The following is a 17,129-nucleotide window of genomic DNA, read 5'->3' as shown; positions in this document are numbered from 1 at the left end:
GGGTTAGCCGATCCAGGTGTCGTGCAGCTGGATCCGGCTGGAGGCGTCGAAGTTCAGGTCGTGCACCTTCTTCGATACGCCCAGCTGGGTCTGGAGCTCCACCACCGGTGCGTAGTAGGCACTCCGTACGATCAACTGCTGGGCCCGGCCCACCAGTTGCTCGCGCTTGACCGGGTCCGTGGTGGCGGCCTGCGCGGACAGCGCCGCATCCAGGCTGCCCGCCGGCACACGGTAGAAATTGGCCAGCTCGGTGGAGAAGGAACTGCGCAGGATGTCCGGATCGGCACGGGTGATGTTCCCCCAAGCCGCGTCGTAGCCGCCCGACTGCAGCGTCGGCGCCAGCTGAGTGACCTGGAGCTGCTTGAGGGTCACGGCCACGCCCACGGCCTTGAGCTGCTGCTGAAGCAGTTCCAGAGCAGGCTGGTTGGTTGCCGAGTTGGGGATCCAGTCGATGGTCAGGCTCAGTTTCTTGCCGTTCTTCGTGCGGATGCCGTCGCTGCCGGTGTTCCAGCCTGCCTCGTCCAGCAGGGACTTCGCCTTGGCCGCGTCGAAGGCCAGGTCAGGGGCGAGGTTGGTGTAGTCGGGCGTGGTGTGTGCGAGGACGCTGGTCGCCGCCTTGGTGCCGGTGGGGAACACGGTGTCGGCGATCTGCCGCCGGTCGATGGCCGACAGGATCGCCTGGCGCACCCTCGCGTCCTTCAGCGCCGGCCGCGAGCTGTTGAGCCCGAGACCGAACACGATGCCGGGGTTGGCCCGTCGCTGGAGAGTGACCTGGCCGCCCTTGAGCGTCGCCTCGTTGGCCCTGCCCACGCTGCTGATCGCGGCCACCTGGCCGGACTGGAGACTGCCGGCCCGCACGCCCGCTTCCGGTACGACCTTGAACACCAGCTTGTCCAGATACGCCTCGCCCTTCTTGCGCCACCGCGAGGAACCCCATGCGTACCCGCCGCGCTTGGCCAGGGTGATCGACTGGTTCTGCGCGTACTGCTTCAGCACGAAGGGCCCGGATCCGACCACCCCGTCACTGCACTTCTGCTGCGGTGTCTTCCGCACGCTCGCCGACGACTCGATGCCCAGCGAATGCGTGGAAGTGGCCTGCAGAAACTGGGCGTTGGGCTCCTTGAAGGCCACCTTGACGGTGAGCGGGTCGACCACGGTGGTGCTCTTGACGCCACTCAGGTAGCCCTCGGCCAGGGTCCCCAGGGCGCCGAGCTTCGGCACCGCGTCGAAGTTGTCCTTGACCACCTGCGCAGTCAGCTTCGACCCGTCGCTGAAGGTGACACCCGACCTCAGATGGAAGGTGAACGTCGTCGTGTCGGAGCTGATGTCCCAGCTCTTGGCCAGCCACGGCACGATCTTGCCGGTTTTGGGGTCCTGGTCCGTCAGGGAGTCCACGATCTGGCGCACCGAGTAGATGGTGTCGTTGCTGGCAACCTGCTGCGGATCCACGCAGCCGGCGTCCGAACCCACCGCGAAGGTCAGAGTGCCGCCGGACTTCGCCCGGCCGCTGCCGGAGCCGGAGCCGTCGCCGCTCGACCCGCAGGCGGTCAGCAGCACACTGGTGGTCACCAGGGCGGCCAGCGCCGCCCATCGGGAGGATCTGAAATCCGGAAGTGTTGTCACGGAGGGGTTCTCCTACTCGTGTCACCAGGCATGGGGTGCCGTATGAGGCACGGCCGCGCATGGGCGTGCGGCCCCGGCCGGCGCGACGCCGGTGGCGGGGGAGCGCTGTGCAGACAGGGATCAGGGGGAAACGGGGATCAGGCGGAAACGAGTGCGGCGACCACCGGGGCCGGACTCCGACCGGCGGCGGGAAGGGCCGTCAGGCCTGACAGAGACAGCTGGTCGCGCGCTTCAGGTCGATGTGGCGCCGACGCGAGAGCCGGGAGAACACCGTGGCGACGGCGAAGGAGGTACTGAGGTCACCACCGTGCCGCATACCGGTCCTCCACATCTCCGGCCCGCCCACGGGGCCACGCGCTTGCGGGGATCGTCGGTGATCCCGCCGGGCTTTCACCTGGAGCACCCCACCGCGCGGGAGGGTTGCCGGTCAGCGAGCCAGGGCTTGACGCTGACGCTCAATGCCATTCGTGATCGTACGGAGCGGTCCCGCCGTACGTCAATGCCGTCGGCCGACAGCCCGGCTCAGGACCCGCCGCGCTCGCGGGGAGTCTTCTGACCTGCCTCGATCGCCACCGACAGCCGGTTCTCGGCCGGTGGCAGCGGGCAGGTGGCCAGGTCCGTGTAGGCGCACGGCAGATTCGCGGCGCGGTTGAAGTCCAGGACGACCGTGCCGTCGGCGGCGGGCGGCTCGAGGGCCAGGACCCGGTTGGCGGCGTAGGTGGTGACCCCGGACGTCGCGTCGGTGAACAGCGCCATCAGCCGGCCCGCGCCCCGTCCGGGGAAGGCGGTCAGGGACAGCTGACGTCCGTGCAGTTCGAACTCGATCCGGCCCGGCGCGTCGTACACATGCTCAAGGCCCTCCACCGCGGCGCCCACGGTGGTCGGCCGCGGTGTGCCGAAGGGGAGGTATCGGCCCGTCACGACCCAGCGCGGGTCGGGGGCGTAGGCGGGTGTTCCGGTGAAGGCGGTGCGCAGCGGCGCGTCCGGGTGCCGGGGGCGCACGATGTCGTTGCCGCCGCGCCTGGCGACCTCGATGACGGCGTCTCCCCAGACCGCGTCGATGCCGCCACGCTCGGGAAGCACGCCGAAGCGGTGCTCGCCCCGTACCGGCGTTCCGTCGACGACCAGTTCCTGGCCGGCGTCGAGGGTGACGACGACCCCGTCGCGACCGGTGTGCCATGCGCCGGGCGCGTCGGGGAAGCGCTGCGGCCGGTCGTCGAGCCAGTGCAGGCCGGTGATCGCCAGGAACCCGTGCGGGTCGGCGAGCCGGGCCTCCTGGGCGCGGTACCAGTCCAGCCAGTTCTCGGTGAAGGCCTGGAGGTCCGTCGTGGTGATCTCGGTGGTCATGCGTTCTCCTTCGTTCCGCGAGGCTCGGCCTCGCACAAGGTGCAGGACATCCATCGGGCCGGCGGCCCGACGGTCGCTCTCAGCCGGCCAGTTCGCCGAGGAGTGCCCAGGTGCGCCGGCGGTCCGCTTCTCCCGCGATCTCGGTGCCCGAGAACACGACCTCGGTGGCGCCGGCGTCGCGGTAGCGCCGTACCTCGGCTTCGACTGTCTTCTCGTCCCCGATCACGGCCACGTCGGCGGCCCGTCGGCCGCCGGAGAGTTCGATGACCCGCGCGTAGGACGGGATCTGTTCGTAGAACGCGAGGCTCTCGGTGGCCTTCGCCCGCACCGCGTCCACGTCGTCCGTGACCACGCCGGGCACCAGGGCCACGATCCGGGGCGCGGGACGGCCGGCGGCCTCGGCCGCGGCGGTCAGGGCGGGAACGATGTGTTCCGCCAAGGCGCGCGGCCCCGCCAGATAGGGCAGGATCCCGTCCGCGAGCTCACCGCTGGCCCGCAGCGCCTGCGGCCCCATCGCGGCGACCAGCAAGGGGACACCGCTCTCGGCGCCCGGTACGCGCGCCGGGATCGGGGTGGTGGCGGTGAGCAGCTCACCGTGGAAGTCGGCCGTGCCGTTCTGCGTCAACTGCCGCAGTGCGGTGAGGAATTCCCGCAGACGGGCGATGGGGCGTTCGAAGGGCAGACCGAAGCCGGTCTCCGTCAGCAGTTTCGTGCCCAGGGCCAGACCGAGGTGGTAGCGGCCGTGTGTCGCGGCCTGGGCGGTCTGGGCCTGGCTGGAGACGAGCAGCGGGTGGCGACCGAAGACGGGGATCGCGGAGGTGCCCACATGCAGTCCGGGCACCGCCCGCCCGACGATCGCCGCGAGTTGGGGTGAGTCCGCGCCGAAGGTCTGGCCGAACCAAGCCGACCGCAGACCGGCGGCTGCGGCCTCCTGGGCCAGCAGCACGGTGGCATCGACCTGGTTCTGCGCGTCGGACGCGTTGAGCGTTACGCCAATAGTCATGCCAGTCGGAACGGGCGTCGGGCGAACCCGCATTCCGGTCCGCGTGTGACAGGTTCTTGTCAGTCATATGTACAGGGGCCGTGCCCCCTCGCGGCAGCAGCGCGCTGCCCGGTGAAAATCAGCCAGGACACAGCGCTTTCTCCAGTTTTCCTATCGATTTAGTAGGGAAATGTTGACGCCGGCCGCCGGGGCGAGTGAGCATGCTCTACATGTCCGTTACGCAGCAGCGCCTCGTCACCGTACGGCGGGTGGGCCGCACATACATGCCTGACGCGGAGAAGAGCTTTGGCGACACGTGCTGTTCCGTGAGGCGGGTGCGAGCGTGACGACGGTGGGTGAGGCGATCGACGCGGAAACCGGACACGACCACTGGCTGCGCATAGCCCGGGAGATCGCGGACGACCTGGCCACGGACGCGGTCGACCGTGAGCAGGCCGGGAAGGCACCGCTCGACGAGGCTGCGCGGCTGCGCGAGGCAGGGCTGCTCACCTTGCCGGCGGCGGCCGGACACGGCGCGGGAGACGCGGGAGAGGCGGGAGGTGCGGACTGGCGTACGGCCTACGCGGTCGTCCGGACGATCTCAGCGGCCGACGGCGCGATCGGCTACCTCCTCGGCTGCCACTACTTCCTGTCCTCCAGCGCCCGGTTCTTCGCCAGTCCCGCCCTCGCCGCCCGTGTCGAGCAGGAGTCCGCGGCGAGGCAGTGGTGGTGGGGAGGCGGTCTCGTTTCCTGCGAACCGACTCCCGGACTGACCCCCACCGCGCGCGGCTATGTGCTGGACGGGCGGCAGAGTTGTGTCACCGGAGTCGGCATCGCCGATCGGCTGGTCGTCCGTGCCACTCGGTCCGGTAGCGGTGATCCCCTGGCCGTCCTCGTCGATCCCGCCCACCCCGGCGTCGTGTACGTCGACGACGAGGACACCTTCGGGCAGCGCCTGGCGGCCGGCGGCAGTGTGGAGTTCGACTCCGTACCGGTCGCGGCCGACGACGTGTTCGGCTCCGTCTCCTCGGACGAGGGCGCCCTGCCCCCCTTCGCCGGCTTGGCCGCACCGACCGCCCGCCTGGTTTCCGTGCAGTTCTGTCTCGGCGTCGCCGAGGGGCTGCTTGCCGAAGTCCGCGAGTACAGCAGGGTGGTGAACTCTTCCTGGCAGCCCTCCTCGCAACAGCCCTGGCCGGGCAGTCCGTCGCGGGACCCGTACGTGCTGAGCGTGTACGGGGAACTGACCGTTGCCGCACGTTCCGCGTCCGCTCTCGCCGACCAGGCGGTCGAGGCGCTGGGACGTGGCTTCGCACGTGGCGAAGACCTCGACGACGACGAGTGCGCGGAGATCGCCGTACTCGCGAGCGTGGCCGAGTCCGCCGCCGCCCGGGCCGCGCAGGAGATCACCACACGTGCCCTGGATGTCATCGGCGCGCGTGCCGCCTTTCTGCGGCACGGATTCGACCGCTTCTGGCGCAACGCCCGGACGCACACCCTGCGCGAGCCCGTCGCCGACAGACTCCGCGAGGTCGGGGACTACTTCCTCAATGGTGCGCACCCTCCGTTCACCATCCCCTCCTGACGGCGTGCGCAGCCGGTGGCGGGGTGGGCGCGACAGTGGCGGATAATCTCGGCATGCAGATCTCGGCGAGAGCGGACTATGCGGTGCGTGCGGCGTTGGAACTTGCGGCGGCAGGACACGACACCTCGCTCAAGGCCGAGGCGATCGCGGCGGCGCAGGGCATTCCGCACAAGTTCCTGGAAGGCATCCTGGGCGATCTGCGCAGGGGCGGGCTGGTGACCAGCCGGCGCGGTGGGAACGGCGGCTACCGGCTGGCCCGCCCGGCGGACGAGATCGCCATCGCCGACGTGATCCGGGTGGCCGACGGGCCGCTGGTGTCGGTGCGGGGCGTGCGCCCACCCCAGCTCTCCTACACCGGTCCCGCGGAGTCGCTGCTGCCGCTGTGGGTCGCGGTACGCGCCAATGTCCGTAAGATCCTGGGCGAGGTCACGCTGGCCGACGTGGCCACCGCCACGTTGCCCGATGAGGTCCTGCTCCTTGCCGAGGACCCCGAGGCCTGGACGAATCCCCGGCCGACGCCCCTGTCCACCGACCCCTGATCTCCCGCGCGCCGGGCTGCCGCCCGCCGGTGAGATCCGGCGGGCGGCAGTCGCCGCGGCGCCGGACACGTGCGGGGCGGCGAAGGAGGTGCCGGGGATGATGCCTGCTCCGATGCACGCGCGGCGCGGGCCGCAACCGTGACGCGGCGCGAAGTCCTTCGACGGCGTTGCGGAGGTCCGCGACGCAGAGGGCGATGTCACGCCCCGCGGTGTCGATCACCAAGTGGTCCCGGTGCCACGGTGTGTACTGTCCGCGGTGCGGCCACTCGCCCGCCTCTCGTGCTCGGCGGGATCCGAGCAGACGGCCGGGGTAACGGGCGCATGGCGGGCGCGCCAAGCGGTCGTTGCACAGTGGGTTGGCCGACTGCCGTTGTTGACGTGCGAAGGGGGCGCGGATAGCGTCGCCGACATGCGGATTTCCTCGCGGTTCACCCAGCGGCGCGCTGTCGATCTGATGCGCGTCGCCACCGCGCTGTGTAGCTGACCTCCACCGCACGCCGCCGCGCAAGTCCGCGAAGGAGTTCACCGGGTGAGAGGCGCCGCCACCAGGCGCCGCATGCCGGGGCGAAGCGCTCCGTCTCTGTGGCTCGGACGACCATCCTTCACCTGCGCACGCCGGGAACAGGCCGCGGAGCTTGGCTGTTATGAGTCACGATGAGGTGCGCGGTACGGCGCGACGGACGGAGGTGCGGCACATGCGACACCTGCCCCACCCCCGTCCCCGCGCCCTGAACCCGCGCCGCCGTATCCGCCTCCACTCCCGGCCGCACATCGATCTGCGGCGCGTGGCCGGCGCGCTCTGTCGCGCCTGACCCATCCCCCCCCGCCTCCGGCCGGGGACCCCCTCCCGCCGCGCTCGCCCGCCGCCGTGCCCGCCACTCCTCACATGCGGGCCGGTGATGTCGTACGGACCTCCAGGAAGGCACCCACTCGTGTCCTCAGCACCCTCTTCTCCGCTGCACCTCGCCGTCGCCCTCGACGGCACCGGCTGGCACCCCGCCTCCTGGCGCGAGCCGGTGGCCCGCCCCCGGGACCTGTTCGCCGCCCGATACTGGGCCGATCTGGTCGCCGAGGCCGAGCGCGGCCTGCTCGACTTCGTGACCTTCGAGGACGGCCTCGGCCTGCAGTCCTCCCACTTCCTCGAGCCGGACGGTCGCACCGACCAGGTCCGTGGCCGCCTGGACGCCGTCCTCCTCGCGGCCCGTATCGCCCCGCTGACGCGGCACATAGGCCTGGTCCCGACCACGGTGGTCACCCACACGGAGCCGTTCCACATCTCCAAGGCCATCGCCACCCTCGACTATGTCAGCACCGGCCGGGCGGGCCTGCGGGCACAGATCACCGCGCGCCCGAACGAGGCCGCCCACTTCGGCCGCCGCACGATCCCCCACATCGACGCCTACGAGAGCCCGGCCGCGCAGGAGGTGGTGGCCGACCTCTTCGACGAGGCCGCCGACTACGTGGAGGTCGTGCGCAGGCTCTGGGACAGCTGGGAGGACGACGCCGAGATCCGGGACGCCGCCACCGGCCGTTTCATCGACCGCGACAAGCTGCACTACATCGACTTCGAGGGCAGGCACTTCAGCGTGAAGGGCCCGTCCATCACTCCACGCCCGCCACAGGGCCAGCCCGTCGTCAGCGCTCTCGCCCACTGGACGGTCCCGTACCGGCTGGTGGCCCGCCAGGCCGACATCGGTTACGTCACTCCGCGCGACGCCGACCACGCCCGCGCGATCGTCGCGGAGATCCGCGCCGAGCAGGAAGCGGCAGGCCGCGCCGACCAGCCCCTGCACGTCTTCGGTGACCTGGTGGTCTTCCTCGACGACGACCCGGCCGCCGCGACGGCCCGACACGAACGCCTCGACGCCCTCGCCGGATCCCCGTACGCCAGCGATGCCCGCATCTTCACCGGCACCCCAGCCCAGCTCGCCGACCTGCTAGAGGAATGGAGGTCGGCCGGACTGAGCGGATTCCGGCTGCGTCCCGCCGTCCTCGGCCACGACCTTGCGGCGATCACCCGTGGCCTGGTCCCCGAACTCCAGCGCCGGGGCGCCTTCCGCCGCGCCTACGAGGCCGACACCCTGCGCGGACTGCTGGGCCTGGCCCGCCCCGCCAACCGCTACGCCGCCGCCTGAGCCCGAGGGAGACCGTACGACCATGAGCAAGCCGCTGAAGCAGATCCACCTGGCAGCCCACTTCCCCGGCGTCAACAACACCACCGTGTGGAGCGCCCCCGAGGCCGGCAGCCACATCGAGTTCAGCTCCTTCGTCCATTTCGCGCGCACCGCCGAACGCGCCAAGTTCGACTTCCTGTTCCTCGCCGAGGGACTGCGACTGCGCGAACAGGGCGGCAAAATATACGACTTGGACGTCGTCGGCCGCCCCGACACCTTCACCATCCTCGCGGCGCTGGCCGCCGTCACCGAGCATCTCGGCCTGACCGGTACCATCAACTCCACCTTCAACGAGCCCTACGAGGTCGCCCGCCAGTTCGCCAGCCTCGACCACCTCTCCGGCGGCCGCTCCGCCTGGAACGTGGTCACCTCCTGGGACGCCTTCACCGGCGAGAACTTCCGCCGTGGCGGCTTCCTCCCGCAGGACGAGCGCTATTCGCGCGCCAAGGAGTTCCTGGCCACCGCGGGCGATCTCTTCGACTCCTGGCACGGCGACGAGATCCTCGCCGACCAGGTCACCGGCACCTTCCTGCGCGACGCGAAGGCCGGGGCCTTCGTCCACACCGGCCGGCACTTCGACATCCACGGCCAGTTCAACGTCCCGCGCTCCCCGCAGGGCCGCCCGGTCATCTTCCAGGCGGGCGACTCCGACGAGGGCCGCGAGTTCGCCGCCGCCGGCGCCGACGCGATCTTCAGCCGGTACGCCACCCTCAAGGAGGGCCAGGCCTTCTACACGGACGTGAAGAGCCGACTGGCCACCTACGGCCGCCACCCCGACCACCTGCTGATCCTGCCCGCCGCGACCTTCGTCCTCGGCGACACCGACGCCGAGGCCGAGGAACTGGCCAAGGAGGTCCGCCGCCAACAGGTCAGCGGGGCCACGGCCATCAAGCACCTGGAATTCGTCTGGAACCGGGACCTGTCCTCGTACGATCCCGACGGCCCGCTCCCCGACATCGACCCGGAACCCGGCGAGCACCACATCGCCCGCGGCCGGGCGCAGGTGCGCATGTACCGCGATCCGCTGGCCACCGCCCGCGCATGGCGGGAGCTCGCCACCGCCAACAACTGGTCCATTCGCGATCTCGTCATCGAGACCGGCAACCGGCAGAACTTCGTCGGCTCCCCGGCCACCGTCGCGAAGACCATCAACGACTTCGTCCAGGCGGACGCCGCCGACGGCTTCATCCTCGTCCCGCACATCACCCCCGGCGGCCTCGACGTCTTCGCCGACCAGGTCGTCCCGCTGCTCCAGGAACAGGGCGTCTTCCGCACCGAGTACGAGGGCCCGACCCTCCGTGACCACCTCGGCCTCGCCCACCCGGACGACGTACGCAGTGAGCGGGTGGCGTCGTGAAGTTCCTCGCCATCACGCTGATCGTGCACGCCCCGGACCCGGTGACCGGCGTGCGGAAACCGACCGGCGAGCGCTTCCGCGAGGTCGTCGCGGGCGCGCTGCTCGCCGAGGAACTGGGCTTCGACGGGTTCGGGGTGGGGGAGCGGCACGAGCGGCCGTTCATCTCCTCCTCGCCGCCGGTGGTGCTCAGCCACATCGCCGCCCTGACGACCCACATCCGACTGTTCACCGCCGTGACCACCCTCAGCCTGCTGGACCCGGTGCGCGCCTACGAGGACTACGCGACCCTGGACCATCTCTCCGGCGGACGCCTCGAGCTGATCATCGGCAAGGGCAACGGCTCCGCCCAGCGCGAGCTGTTCCACGTCACGCCCGAGGATCAGTGGGAGCGCAACGCCGAGAGCTACGAGGTGTTCCGGCAGATCTGGCGGCAGGACAAGGTCACCGCCAAAACCCGCTTCCGCCCGGAGCTGACGGACGCCGAGGTGTGGCCCAGGCCGCTGCAGCAACCGATCCGGGTCTGGCACGGCAGCGCGACCAGCAAGGAGTCGGTCGACCTCGCGGCCCGCTACGGCGACCCGCTGTTCTCGGCGAACGTCACCAACCCCATCGAACCGTACGCCGAACTGATCCGCCACTACCGCGAGCGCTGGGAGCACTACGGGCACGACCCGGCCGGCATCGCCGTCGGCGCGGGAACGGCGGGCATCTATGCGGCCCGTACGTCCCAGGAGGCGATCGCCACGTACCGGCCCGTGTTCGAGGGCAACGTGGCGTTCCAGAAGCGGCTGGGCCTGGAGCCGGTCTTCCCTACCATCGAGGACTTCGTGGAACGCAGCTCGGCACTGATCGGCAGCCCGCAGCAGATCATCGACAAGGTCCACCGCTACCACGAGCAGTTCGGCCACACCGTGCTGCACCTCCACGCAGAGGCCGGTGGGCTGACGGACGGTCAACATCACGACTCACTGGAACTGTTCCAGTCCGAGGTCGCTCCGGTGTTGCGCCGGGGGATCCCCGATCCGCCGTTCGCCTGGGGCCCCGTGCCTCCGACGTCACCGATCCCCGAGGAGCCCGCCCAGGTCTGACATCCCCCTTGGCGTCCTCGACTGATCGACGACATCCTCGCTCTTCCGGCGGGCGCCCACCGCTCCCCAGGGGCGTCGAAGCGCGCGTCGTAACAGGGTGATCGCCCCAGCTCAGTCCTTCCCTGAAGAGCCTCCGGACAACGCCGACAGGAGAAGTCCGGTGAGGTCTTGGCGTCGTTGCTTCCCGAGCACGCGTTCCAGGGCGGCATCCACGTCGGCGTAGGCATCGCGCCCCGCTCGCAGCAGCTCCTGGCCGGTTGCCGTGACGTGGAGCTCTGCGGTGCGGCCTCGTCCAGGGTCGGTGCGGCGCTCGACGGCACCGCGCTCTTCCAGTTGCCGAACGGTGGCTTGGGCGCTCTGTGCGGTGATCCCTGCCCTGCGGCCCAGTTCGCTGTAGGACATTCCCGGTTCCCTCAAAAGGTGGCCGATGGCCGAGAGGTGGCGCAGCGTGTAACCGGTCGGCTTGAGTGCCCGCTCGACGTCCTGGCGTGTTCGCCGTCCCAGGGCGGCGAGCAGGAAGGCGGTGCTGTTGGGCGGGGGCTGGGCGGTCACGACTCCTCGTTCCTCCTTGGAAAGTTTCAGTTTGACTTTAACTGGAGTTCCGGGCAGGCTCCAGTCCCGGCAGGCGCGACACAAGACCGGGCCCTGAGTTTCAGGCCAGCTGAAACGTGGGTGGAGTGGACCTTGCGATGACGGAGATGAAGCTCCTCGTGGTCGGCGTCAACGGCGGCCTTGGCAGGCAGGTGGTCACCCACTCCCTGGAGCGCGGACACCAGGTGACCGCGCTCGTACGACGGAGTGCAGGGCAGGCCGAGACGCCGGGGCTGCGCGTCGTGGAGGGTGCTGTGGGTGATGACCTGCCCGCCGTACGCCGCGCCGTCGACGGGCAGGACGCGATCGTCAGCGCACTGGGCAATCCGCTCTGGCTCAAGGCGCGTACCGGCTCTGCGGTGATGGCCCGGGCCACCGCAAATCTGATGGCCGCCATGCATCTGCATCAGGTACGGCGTATCGCCATGCCGCTGGCCTGGGGAAGCGGCGCCTCACGGCAGCACACCGCGTGGCCGCTCAAGGCGCTGACCCGGCTGCTCATCCGCCGCGACTACCAGGACTTCGACACCGCGGAGGCGATCCTCGCCGCCTCGGGGCTCGACTTCACCATCGCCTACTTCGGCTCGCTGACCGACCGGCCCGCCTCACCCGCCTGGTCCGCCCACCCCGACATCAAAACCCCCTCGCCCCTGGCGATCAGCCGCGCCGACCTGGCCCAGTGCCTGCTGGACGCCGTCGAATCCCCCAGCCCCACCGCCGGCCGCCTCTCGGTCAGCGGCGCGCCGAAAGGATGACGCTCCCATGAACCTCACGGGCAAGACCATTGTGCTGACGGGGGCGAGCTCGGGTCTGGGCACCGAGGCCGCCCGCCTCCTGAGCGCCCGAGGCGCCGCACTGCACCTCGTGGGCCGCGCGGCAGATAGGCTCGGCAGCCGTCGGGAATGCAGGAGCGGGGGGTGGCGTTGACAGGAACGTCGCTCACATGGGCGGGGTCAAGGGCCCGCCGGATGTGAGCGGAAGGAGGAGTTCATGGCACGCACCACCGTGCGCCCCGTCGTCACGTTGAAGTCGACGGCCGGGACCGGCGTCACCTACGTGACGCGCAAGAACCGTCTCAACGATCCCGACCGGCTCGTCCTGCGCAAGTTCGACCCGGTGGCCGGGGAACACGTCCTCTTCCGCGAGGAGCGATGAACCCAGCCGTTGCCCTTTCGCGGACGGTCACGAGGAAGGAAACATCATGAAGCCTGGAATCCACCCTGTCTCCCGGCCGGTGGTCTTCCGCGACCGCGCGGCGGGCGCGACGTTTCTGACCCGTTCGACCGCGCACACGTCGCGGATCATCGAGTGGGAGGACGGCAACACCTACCCGCTGATCGACGTCGAGACCTCGTCGGCCAGTCACCCGTTCTACACCGGCACCTCGCGGATTCTCGACACCGCCGGCCGGGTGGAGCGTTTCGAGCGGCGCTACGGCCGCACGGCGTCGGCCGGCCGCTGACCGCGGACCGGCGCGTGAGCAGGAGGAGAACATCATGAAAGTACGCAAGTCCCTGCGCTCGCTGAAGTCGAAGCCCGGTGCGCAGGTGGTGCGCCGCCGGGGTGTGACCTACGTGATCAACAAGAAGGACCCCCGATTCAAGGCCCGCCAGGGCTGAGCACTCCCCTCCGCCTGGTCGGCCCGGCCCCTCGATCAGTGGGTGACCGGGCCGATCGGCGTAGGCGGCAGGCGACGAAGCCGGCACCGACCTGGTGCTGGACGCGTGACCACGCCGCCCGGCCAAACGGCGAAAGGTCGGGCTTCGTCGGAATCCCAAGCCTCTGGTCAGATACGGTGCCGGAATGACCGGGAGCCTGTCTTCTGACGTAGCCGACGTGCTCGCGATAGTCCTGAACTCGGACAATCCGATTCATGCCGCGCTTCGAAGGCAGGTTCCGCACCTCAGGGTGCGAGCTCGCTGCACATGCGGGTGTGGTACCGCCTACTTCGAACTCGACACCAGCAAGGTGGAGCCCGCCCCCACCGGCCCCCGCACCGTCGTGGCGGCCGAAGCGTGCCTCGTCACCGAGGCCGGTGAGATCCCTGGCGAGGTCCTGGCCTTCGCGCAGGGCGGCTACCTGTCGTGGCTGGAAGTCTGTTCATGGAGCGATGACATCGAGGTGACGCTGGCCTCCGCGCGTCATTGGCTGCAGCCACGCTGAGGGGGCGGCTGGCCGGCAGCGCGATGGCGTCGCGGGTGACGTCGATGTGACAGACGGTGTCCCAGAAGGGCATCGTGGCTTCATTCCCCATCTCTTCGCGTGCCTGGACGGCGATAGGGGCGACGGCCGCCACCGAGTGCCGTCCGCTAGGACCGCGTCGCCCTCCTGCACTCGTCCCCAGAGGACTTGGCCCGCCCGACCGGTGTGCTGCGGTCGTACGGGTCGACCTCCGTGCCGGCCTCGTCCGCCCGGCGGTCCGTACCGAAGGGTGGGGTGAAGTAGCCCGTGGGGGCGCCGCAGCCACCGTTGGTCATGTCGTACTTGTACGAGACGATCGAGAACGTGCCCGGCTCGGTGATCACCTTGTCAGGGTCGTCCCAGCTCAGGACCAGCTCGCGCCGGACGATCGTGCGCACGATCTCGTCGTCGTCGCCGCCCGCGTCCGCGCGGGTGACCGGGTAGACGAAGGTGACGTCGGCGGTCACCTGGAGCGCGCCGCGCTCGCCCTCCCGGTAGGTGAGCCGGCCTCGGGTCTTCACGACGTCGCCGACCAGGTGGGTGCGGGAGGGCTGGAAGCGGCTGAAGAGGAGGAGGGGGTCGTTCTTCTCGCTCGGGGTTCGGAAAGCGGTTTTCAGAAGGTCTTGGACGTCCTTCTGGTGCGGGTTGATCAGTGCAATCGCCTTCTCGGGGCGCTCGCCCCGCAGCACCCCGCGGTCCAGGCCGGACACGACGAGGAAGTCTCGGCTGTCGGCGAGGGCCCGCTCGACCTCGGCCGCGCTCATCCAGCCGACCGCCCTGGCCTTCGGCACGGTGATTCCCGCCGCTCCGCTCGCCCAGCTCGCCGCCGGCGAGCCGCGGAACGGCTCCTCCATGGTGGGGCGTTGGGCCGCCTCCGCCGGGGGTGCCTGGGTCGGGCGGGCGGTCTCGGCCGCCGACGGCTGGGAGTCATCGCCGGCGAACAGGTCCACTATCTGCCCCGGCGCGAGCGCCACCACCAGCAGTACCAGCAAGGCCAGCAGCCCGACCACGTACCAGCCCGTGCGCCGCTTGGGCCGCGCGGGCGTGTAGCTGCGCCAGCCCTCCGGGCCGCGGTCGGGCTCCGCGCGCAGCCGCTTTGCCACGTCGCGGGCCCGCGCCGACGGCTCCTTGGGCGCGCCGGCGACACCCGCCACCGACTCGCGCAGAAACCGCTCCCACTCCTCGTCGGACCTGGACGAGCCGTCCGGCTCCGTACCCGCGCCCATCCCCAACCCCCTGGCAATCAGCAGACCGCGGCCCACTCCTCTGGGACGCGTCCGCATAATGACACAGAGCGCTGACAGCGAGGCCGGCCGGGCGGACAGGGGATCGGGACGCGGCCGATGGGCCGCGTCCCGATCAGGGGCTCCCGCAAGAGGCCGGGTCCGGGGCCTGGTGAGGTGTCAGCGGCTGAAGACGCGCTCGGCCTCGTCGCGGTGGGTGGTGTGCAGTTCCCAGTAGACGGGGGAGATCTCCTCGGGCTCGGCTGTCGGGAAGCCGGGGATGACCGACATGCCGATCGACACGTCGATGCCGACGTGGGCGGCCTGGATGCCGGTATCGGCCAGTTCCTTGTGCAGGTTGATCGCCCAGTTGCGCAGCGCCGCGGCGGCGGCGTTGACGTTGCCGACCTGCGGCACGGGGTCGATGGAGCCGGCGCCGGTGGTGTACAGCAGGGTGCCGGCGCTGGCTTCGCGCATGGCGGGCAGGACCGCCTGAGTGGCGGCGATCGCTCCGTAGAGCTGAAACTCCATCTCGTGCTGCACATGCGACGGTTCGGTCGCACTCGGAGTGGTCAGGACGGTCGAGTCGAACCCGCCGACCGGGGAGTACTCCAGGACGTCGATGCCGCCGAACCGTGTGGCGGCGTCCTTGAGTGCCTGGGTGAGCGCGCCGCGGTCGAGCACGTCTGCGGGGAACGCGGCGGCGGAGATGCCCTCGGCGGTGAGCTCGCCGACGAGGGCGTCGAGCTTGTCGGGATTGCGCGAGATCAGGGCGACGTCGAAGCCGCGGGATCCGAAGGTGCGCGCGATGGCCAGGCCCAGCTGGGGGCCGGCTCCGACGATGGCGATGCTGGTCATGGTGATCCTTTCGTAAACGGTCACGAGGGACCGTGCGCGGGGTCAGGGCGGTGAGCGGCTTCCTGCGGCGCGGTCACCGCAGGGCCGTTCGGTCATCCGGATAGGGCTATCCGATTCTTAAACGGAAAGCCCTATCCGATTACCTCCGCTCAGCGTAACACCGAAAATGGATAGGTCATTCCGGTTGGTAGGGTGGCGGGCATGACCCCTGACGCCCGGCGGCCCGATGCCCAGCCCCTGCGCAGCGATGCCGAGCGAAACCGTGGCCGGATCATCGCCACTGCGCGGGCGGTGTTCGAGCGTGACGGCCTGGGTGCGTCGATGGCCTCCGTGGCCCGGGAGGCAGGGGTCGGGATCGCCACCCTCTTCCGTCACTTCCGCGCCAAGGAAGATCTGATCGCCGCTGTCTTCGCCGACCGTATGGATGCCTACGTCGCCGCCGTCAAGGATGCTCTCAAGGCCGCCGATCCCTGGGACGGCTTCACCGGGTTCATCGAGGCCATCTGCGCCATGCAGGCCGCCGACCGCGGATTCGCCGACGTGCTGACCGCGACCTTCCCCGACTCCGAGGCCCTGCAAGAGCGCCACGCAGCGGCCTACCACGGCTTTTTGGAACTGATCGGCCGCGCCAAGGACAGCGGGCGGCTGCGGGAGGACTTCGCGAGCCAGGATCTCGTCATCCTGCTCGTCGCCAACGCCGGGGTCGTCAACTTCGCCGGCGACGCCCTCCCTGACGCCTGGCGCCGTCTCGTGGCCCTGATGATCCAGTCATTCGAGGCCCCTGCGCGGGGCCCCCTGCCGGATCCGCCGGAAGATGATGCCCTCTACGAGGCCATGCGGCGTGCCGGGCTGGCGAACGTCGCCGCGCGTGAGCGGAAGAGCAACGACTGACCGCGGCCCGCGTGCCGCGGAGGTGGTTCAGCGGGGTCGGTCGGCTGCTCGCCGCGCGATGGAGTGGGACGGGTCACCGCCGCGCAGTGGGGTGAAGCCGACATCGAGCTTCGGGTCGTACGCGTCGGGCTGGATGCCGAGCTCGTGTGTGGAGTACTCACCGAACCGGTTGAACGACTGAGGGTGGCCCTGGTTCCTCAGTTCCCCTTGGCATCTTTTCCCTGGTCACGGTCGTGTTAGCCGGACGTTAGTGGGGCGGCAGTGCTGCGGTAGTGGCCCCGGCCAGAGTTGTTGTCGTACCGAGCAGAGCACGACACCGACCTCCCAGGGGGGACCCGAAATGCGTTCCAACGCCGCTGCCCGCACTGCCCGCCGTCGTTCCTTCCGCGTCGCCGCCGCGGTTCTGACCGCAGCCGCCGCCCTGACTCTGACGGCCTGCAACAACGACACGAAGGCCGAGGGTCAGGACAAGGCCTCGGCCGGGTCCAGCGGCTCGTCGGGTTCGTCGAACGGTGCGCAGGGTTCGGACGCCAAGGCCCCCGAAGGCGGCGGCAGTGCGCACGCGGGTGCCGAGCGCTGCCGTACCGAGAACCTGGAGGCCGCGTTCGCCACGGGTGAGGACGCGCTCCCGGAGCGGAGCGGGGACGGGGGTGCGACGACCGCCACCATCGTTCTGATGAACAAGGGCACCAG

Annotated in this window: 19 protein-coding genes, 1 pseudogene and 1 riboswitch; of the genes and pseudogenes, 14 read left to right on the top strand and 6 right to left on the bottom strand. The window is 70.2% G+C overall.

Going from position 1 to position 17,129, the window contains the following annotated elements; genetic code table 11:
• Nucleotides 1-3: 3 nt before the first annotated feature.
• From ACWDSL_RS13180 to ACWDSL_RS13170, 3 genes are all read right to left on the bottom strand, one after another.
• Nucleotides 4-1,623: an ABC transporter substrate-binding protein gene (locus ACWDSL_RS13180; protein WP_450484728.1), complete on the bottom strand. Its 1,620-nt coding sequence runs from the start codon at nt 1,621-1,623 to the stop codon at nt 4-6.
• Between the two features lie 349 nt (nt 1,624-1,972).
• Nucleotides 1,973-2,086: riboswitch (SAM riboswitch) on the bottom strand.
• Between the two features lie 59 nt (nt 2,087-2,145).
• A complete protein-coding gene (locus ACWDSL_RS13175) occupies nt 2,146-2,970 on the bottom strand; it encodes a DUF1684 domain-containing protein (RefSeq protein ID WP_450484726.1) in 825 nt (274 codons plus the stop codon).
• Nucleotides 2,971-3,049: 79 nt separating this feature from the next.
• Nucleotides 3,050-3,973, bottom strand: coding sequence for an LLM class F420-dependent oxidoreductase (locus ACWDSL_RS13170; RefSeq protein WP_450484724.1), 924 nt, complete (start codon nt 3,971-3,973; stop codon nt 3,050-3,052).
• A 322-nt stretch (nt 3,974-4,295) separates the two neighbouring features.
• Between ACWDSL_RS13170 and ACWDSL_RS13165 the strand changes: the two genes are divergently transcribed.
• The 7 genes from ACWDSL_RS13165 (at nt 4,296) to ACWDSL_RS13135 (ending at nt 10,692) form a co-directional block, all read left to right on the top strand.
• Nucleotides 4,296-5,534 (top strand): acyl-CoA dehydrogenase family protein, encoded by a 1,239-nt coding sequence (locus ACWDSL_RS13165; RefSeq protein ID WP_450484722.1) that lies wholly within the window; start codon nt 4,296-4,298, stop codon nt 5,532-5,534.
• Nucleotides 5,535-5,587: 53 nt separating this feature from the next.
• Nucleotides 5,588-6,073, top strand: coding sequence for an RrF2 family transcriptional regulator (locus tag ACWDSL_RS13160; RefSeq protein ID WP_450484720.1), 486 nt, complete (start codon nt 5,588-5,590; stop codon nt 6,071-6,073).
• A gap of 409 nt (nt 6,074-6,482) precedes the next feature.
• Nucleotides 6,483-6,557 carry a putative leader peptide gene (locus ACWDSL_RS13155; protein ID WP_370656874.1) on the top strand — a complete coding sequence of 25 codons (75 nt, stop codon included), beginning with the start codon at nt 6,483-6,485 and terminating at the stop codon, nt 6,555-6,557.
• A 160-nt stretch (nt 6,558-6,717) separates the two neighbouring features.
• Complete coding sequence (locus ACWDSL_RS13150; protein WP_450484718.1) at nt 6,718-6,885, top strand: putative leader peptide; 168 nt, start codon at nt 6,718-6,720, stop codon at nt 6,883-6,885.
• A gap of 120 nt (nt 6,886-7,005) precedes the next feature.
• A complete protein-coding gene (locus ACWDSL_RS13145; RefSeq protein ID WP_450484716.1) occupies nt 7,006-8,208 on the top strand; it encodes an LLM class flavin-dependent oxidoreductase in 1,203 nt (400 codons plus the stop codon).
• Between the two features lie 22 nt (nt 8,209-8,230).
• Nucleotides 8,231-9,604: an NtaA/DmoA family FMN-dependent monooxygenase gene (locus ACWDSL_RS13140; RefSeq protein ID WP_450484714.1), complete on the top strand. Its 1,374-nt coding sequence runs from the start codon at nt 8,231-8,233 to the stop codon at nt 9,602-9,604.
• On the top strand, nt 9,601-10,692 hold the full coding sequence (locus ACWDSL_RS13135; RefSeq protein WP_450484712.1) for an LLM class flavin-dependent oxidoreductase: 1,092 nt from the start codon (nt 9,601-9,603) through the stop codon (nt 10,690-10,692). The genes ACWDSL_RS13140 and ACWDSL_RS13135 overlap by 4 nt, the downstream gene beginning before the upstream one ends.
• Before the next feature lie 111 nt (nt 10,693-10,803).
• Here ACWDSL_RS13135 and ACWDSL_RS13130 read toward each other — a convergent pair whose 3' ends face one another.
• Nucleotides 10,804-11,244, bottom strand: a complete 441-nt coding sequence (locus ACWDSL_RS13130; RefSeq protein WP_450484710.1) for a MarR family winged helix-turn-helix transcriptional regulator — start codon at nt 11,242-11,244, stop codon at nt 10,804-10,806.
• Between the two features lie 137 nt (nt 11,245-11,381).
• Between ACWDSL_RS13130 and ACWDSL_RS13125 the strand changes: the two genes are divergently transcribed.
• The 5 genes from ACWDSL_RS13125 to ACWDSL_RS13105 all read left to right on the top strand — a co-directional run bounded on the left by ACWDSL_RS13125 (nt 11,382) and on the right by ACWDSL_RS13105 (nt 13,446).
• Nucleotides 11,382-12,038 carry an NAD(P)-dependent oxidoreductase gene (locus ACWDSL_RS13125; protein WP_450484709.1) on the top strand — a complete coding sequence of 219 codons (657 nt, stop codon included), beginning with the start codon at nt 11,382-11,384 and terminating at the stop codon, nt 12,036-12,038.
• 235 nt (nt 12,039-12,273) lie between these two features.
• Nucleotides 12,274-12,438, top strand: coding sequence for a 50S ribosomal protein L33 (rpmG, locus tag ACWDSL_RS13120; protein ID WP_398529550.1), 165 nt, complete (start codon nt 12,274-12,276; stop codon nt 12,436-12,438).
• A 46-nt stretch (nt 12,439-12,484) separates the two neighbouring features.
• Entirely contained in the window at nt 12,485-12,745 is a 261-nt protein-coding gene (locus ACWDSL_RS13115; protein WP_450484707.1) for a type B 50S ribosomal protein L31, read from the top strand.
• 34 nt (nt 12,746-12,779) lie between these two features.
• Nucleotides 12,780-12,902: a type B 50S ribosomal protein L36 gene (gene ykgO / locus ACWDSL_RS13110; RefSeq protein WP_398529548.1), complete on the top strand. Its 123-nt coding sequence runs from the start codon at nt 12,780-12,782 to the stop codon at nt 12,900-12,902.
• 184 nt (nt 12,903-13,086) lie between these two features.
• Nucleotides 13,087-13,446 (top strand): hypothetical protein, encoded by a 360-nt coding sequence (locus ACWDSL_RS13105; protein WP_450484705.1) that lies wholly within the window; start codon nt 13,087-13,089, stop codon nt 13,444-13,446.
• Nucleotides 13,447-13,592: 146 nt separating this feature from the next.
• Here the strand turns inward: ACWDSL_RS13105 and ACWDSL_RS13100 are convergent, their stop codons facing one another.
• Both ACWDSL_RS13100 and ACWDSL_RS13095 read right to left on the bottom strand, forming a co-directional pair.
• Nucleotides 13,593-14,690 (bottom strand): hypothetical protein, encoded by a 1,098-nt coding sequence (locus tag ACWDSL_RS13100; RefSeq protein WP_450484703.1) that lies wholly within the window; start codon nt 14,688-14,690, stop codon nt 13,593-13,595.
• Between the two features lie 177 nt (nt 14,691-14,867).
• The gene (locus tag ACWDSL_RS13095) at nt 14,868-15,545 is read right to left on the bottom strand and encodes an SDR family NAD(P)-dependent oxidoreductase (RefSeq protein WP_450484701.1); all 678 of its coding nucleotides are present in this window, start codon (nt 15,543-15,545) and stop codon (nt 14,868-14,870) included.
• 201 nt (nt 15,546-15,746) lie between these two features.
• On the opposite strand from ACWDSL_RS13095, the gene ACWDSL_RS13090 reads away from it, so the two are divergent.
• Both ACWDSL_RS13090 and ACWDSL_RS13085 read left to right on the top strand, forming a co-directional pair.
• Nucleotides 15,747-16,436 carry a TetR/AcrR family transcriptional regulator gene (locus ACWDSL_RS13090; RefSeq protein WP_450484809.1) on the top strand — a complete coding sequence of 230 codons (690 nt, stop codon included), beginning with the start codon at nt 15,747-15,749 and terminating at the stop codon, nt 16,434-16,436.
• A gap of 340 nt (nt 16,437-16,776) precedes the next feature.
• Nucleotides 16,777-17,129 (top strand): annotated as a pseudogene (locus tag ACWDSL_RS13085) (DUF4232 domain-containing protein); the annotation flags it as partial.

It is taken from the genome of Streptomyces sp. NPDC000941, from assembly GCF_053599555.1.
Note: the sequence above shows the minus strand (reverse complement) of the source record. Positions and strands in the feature narration are given on the sequence as shown.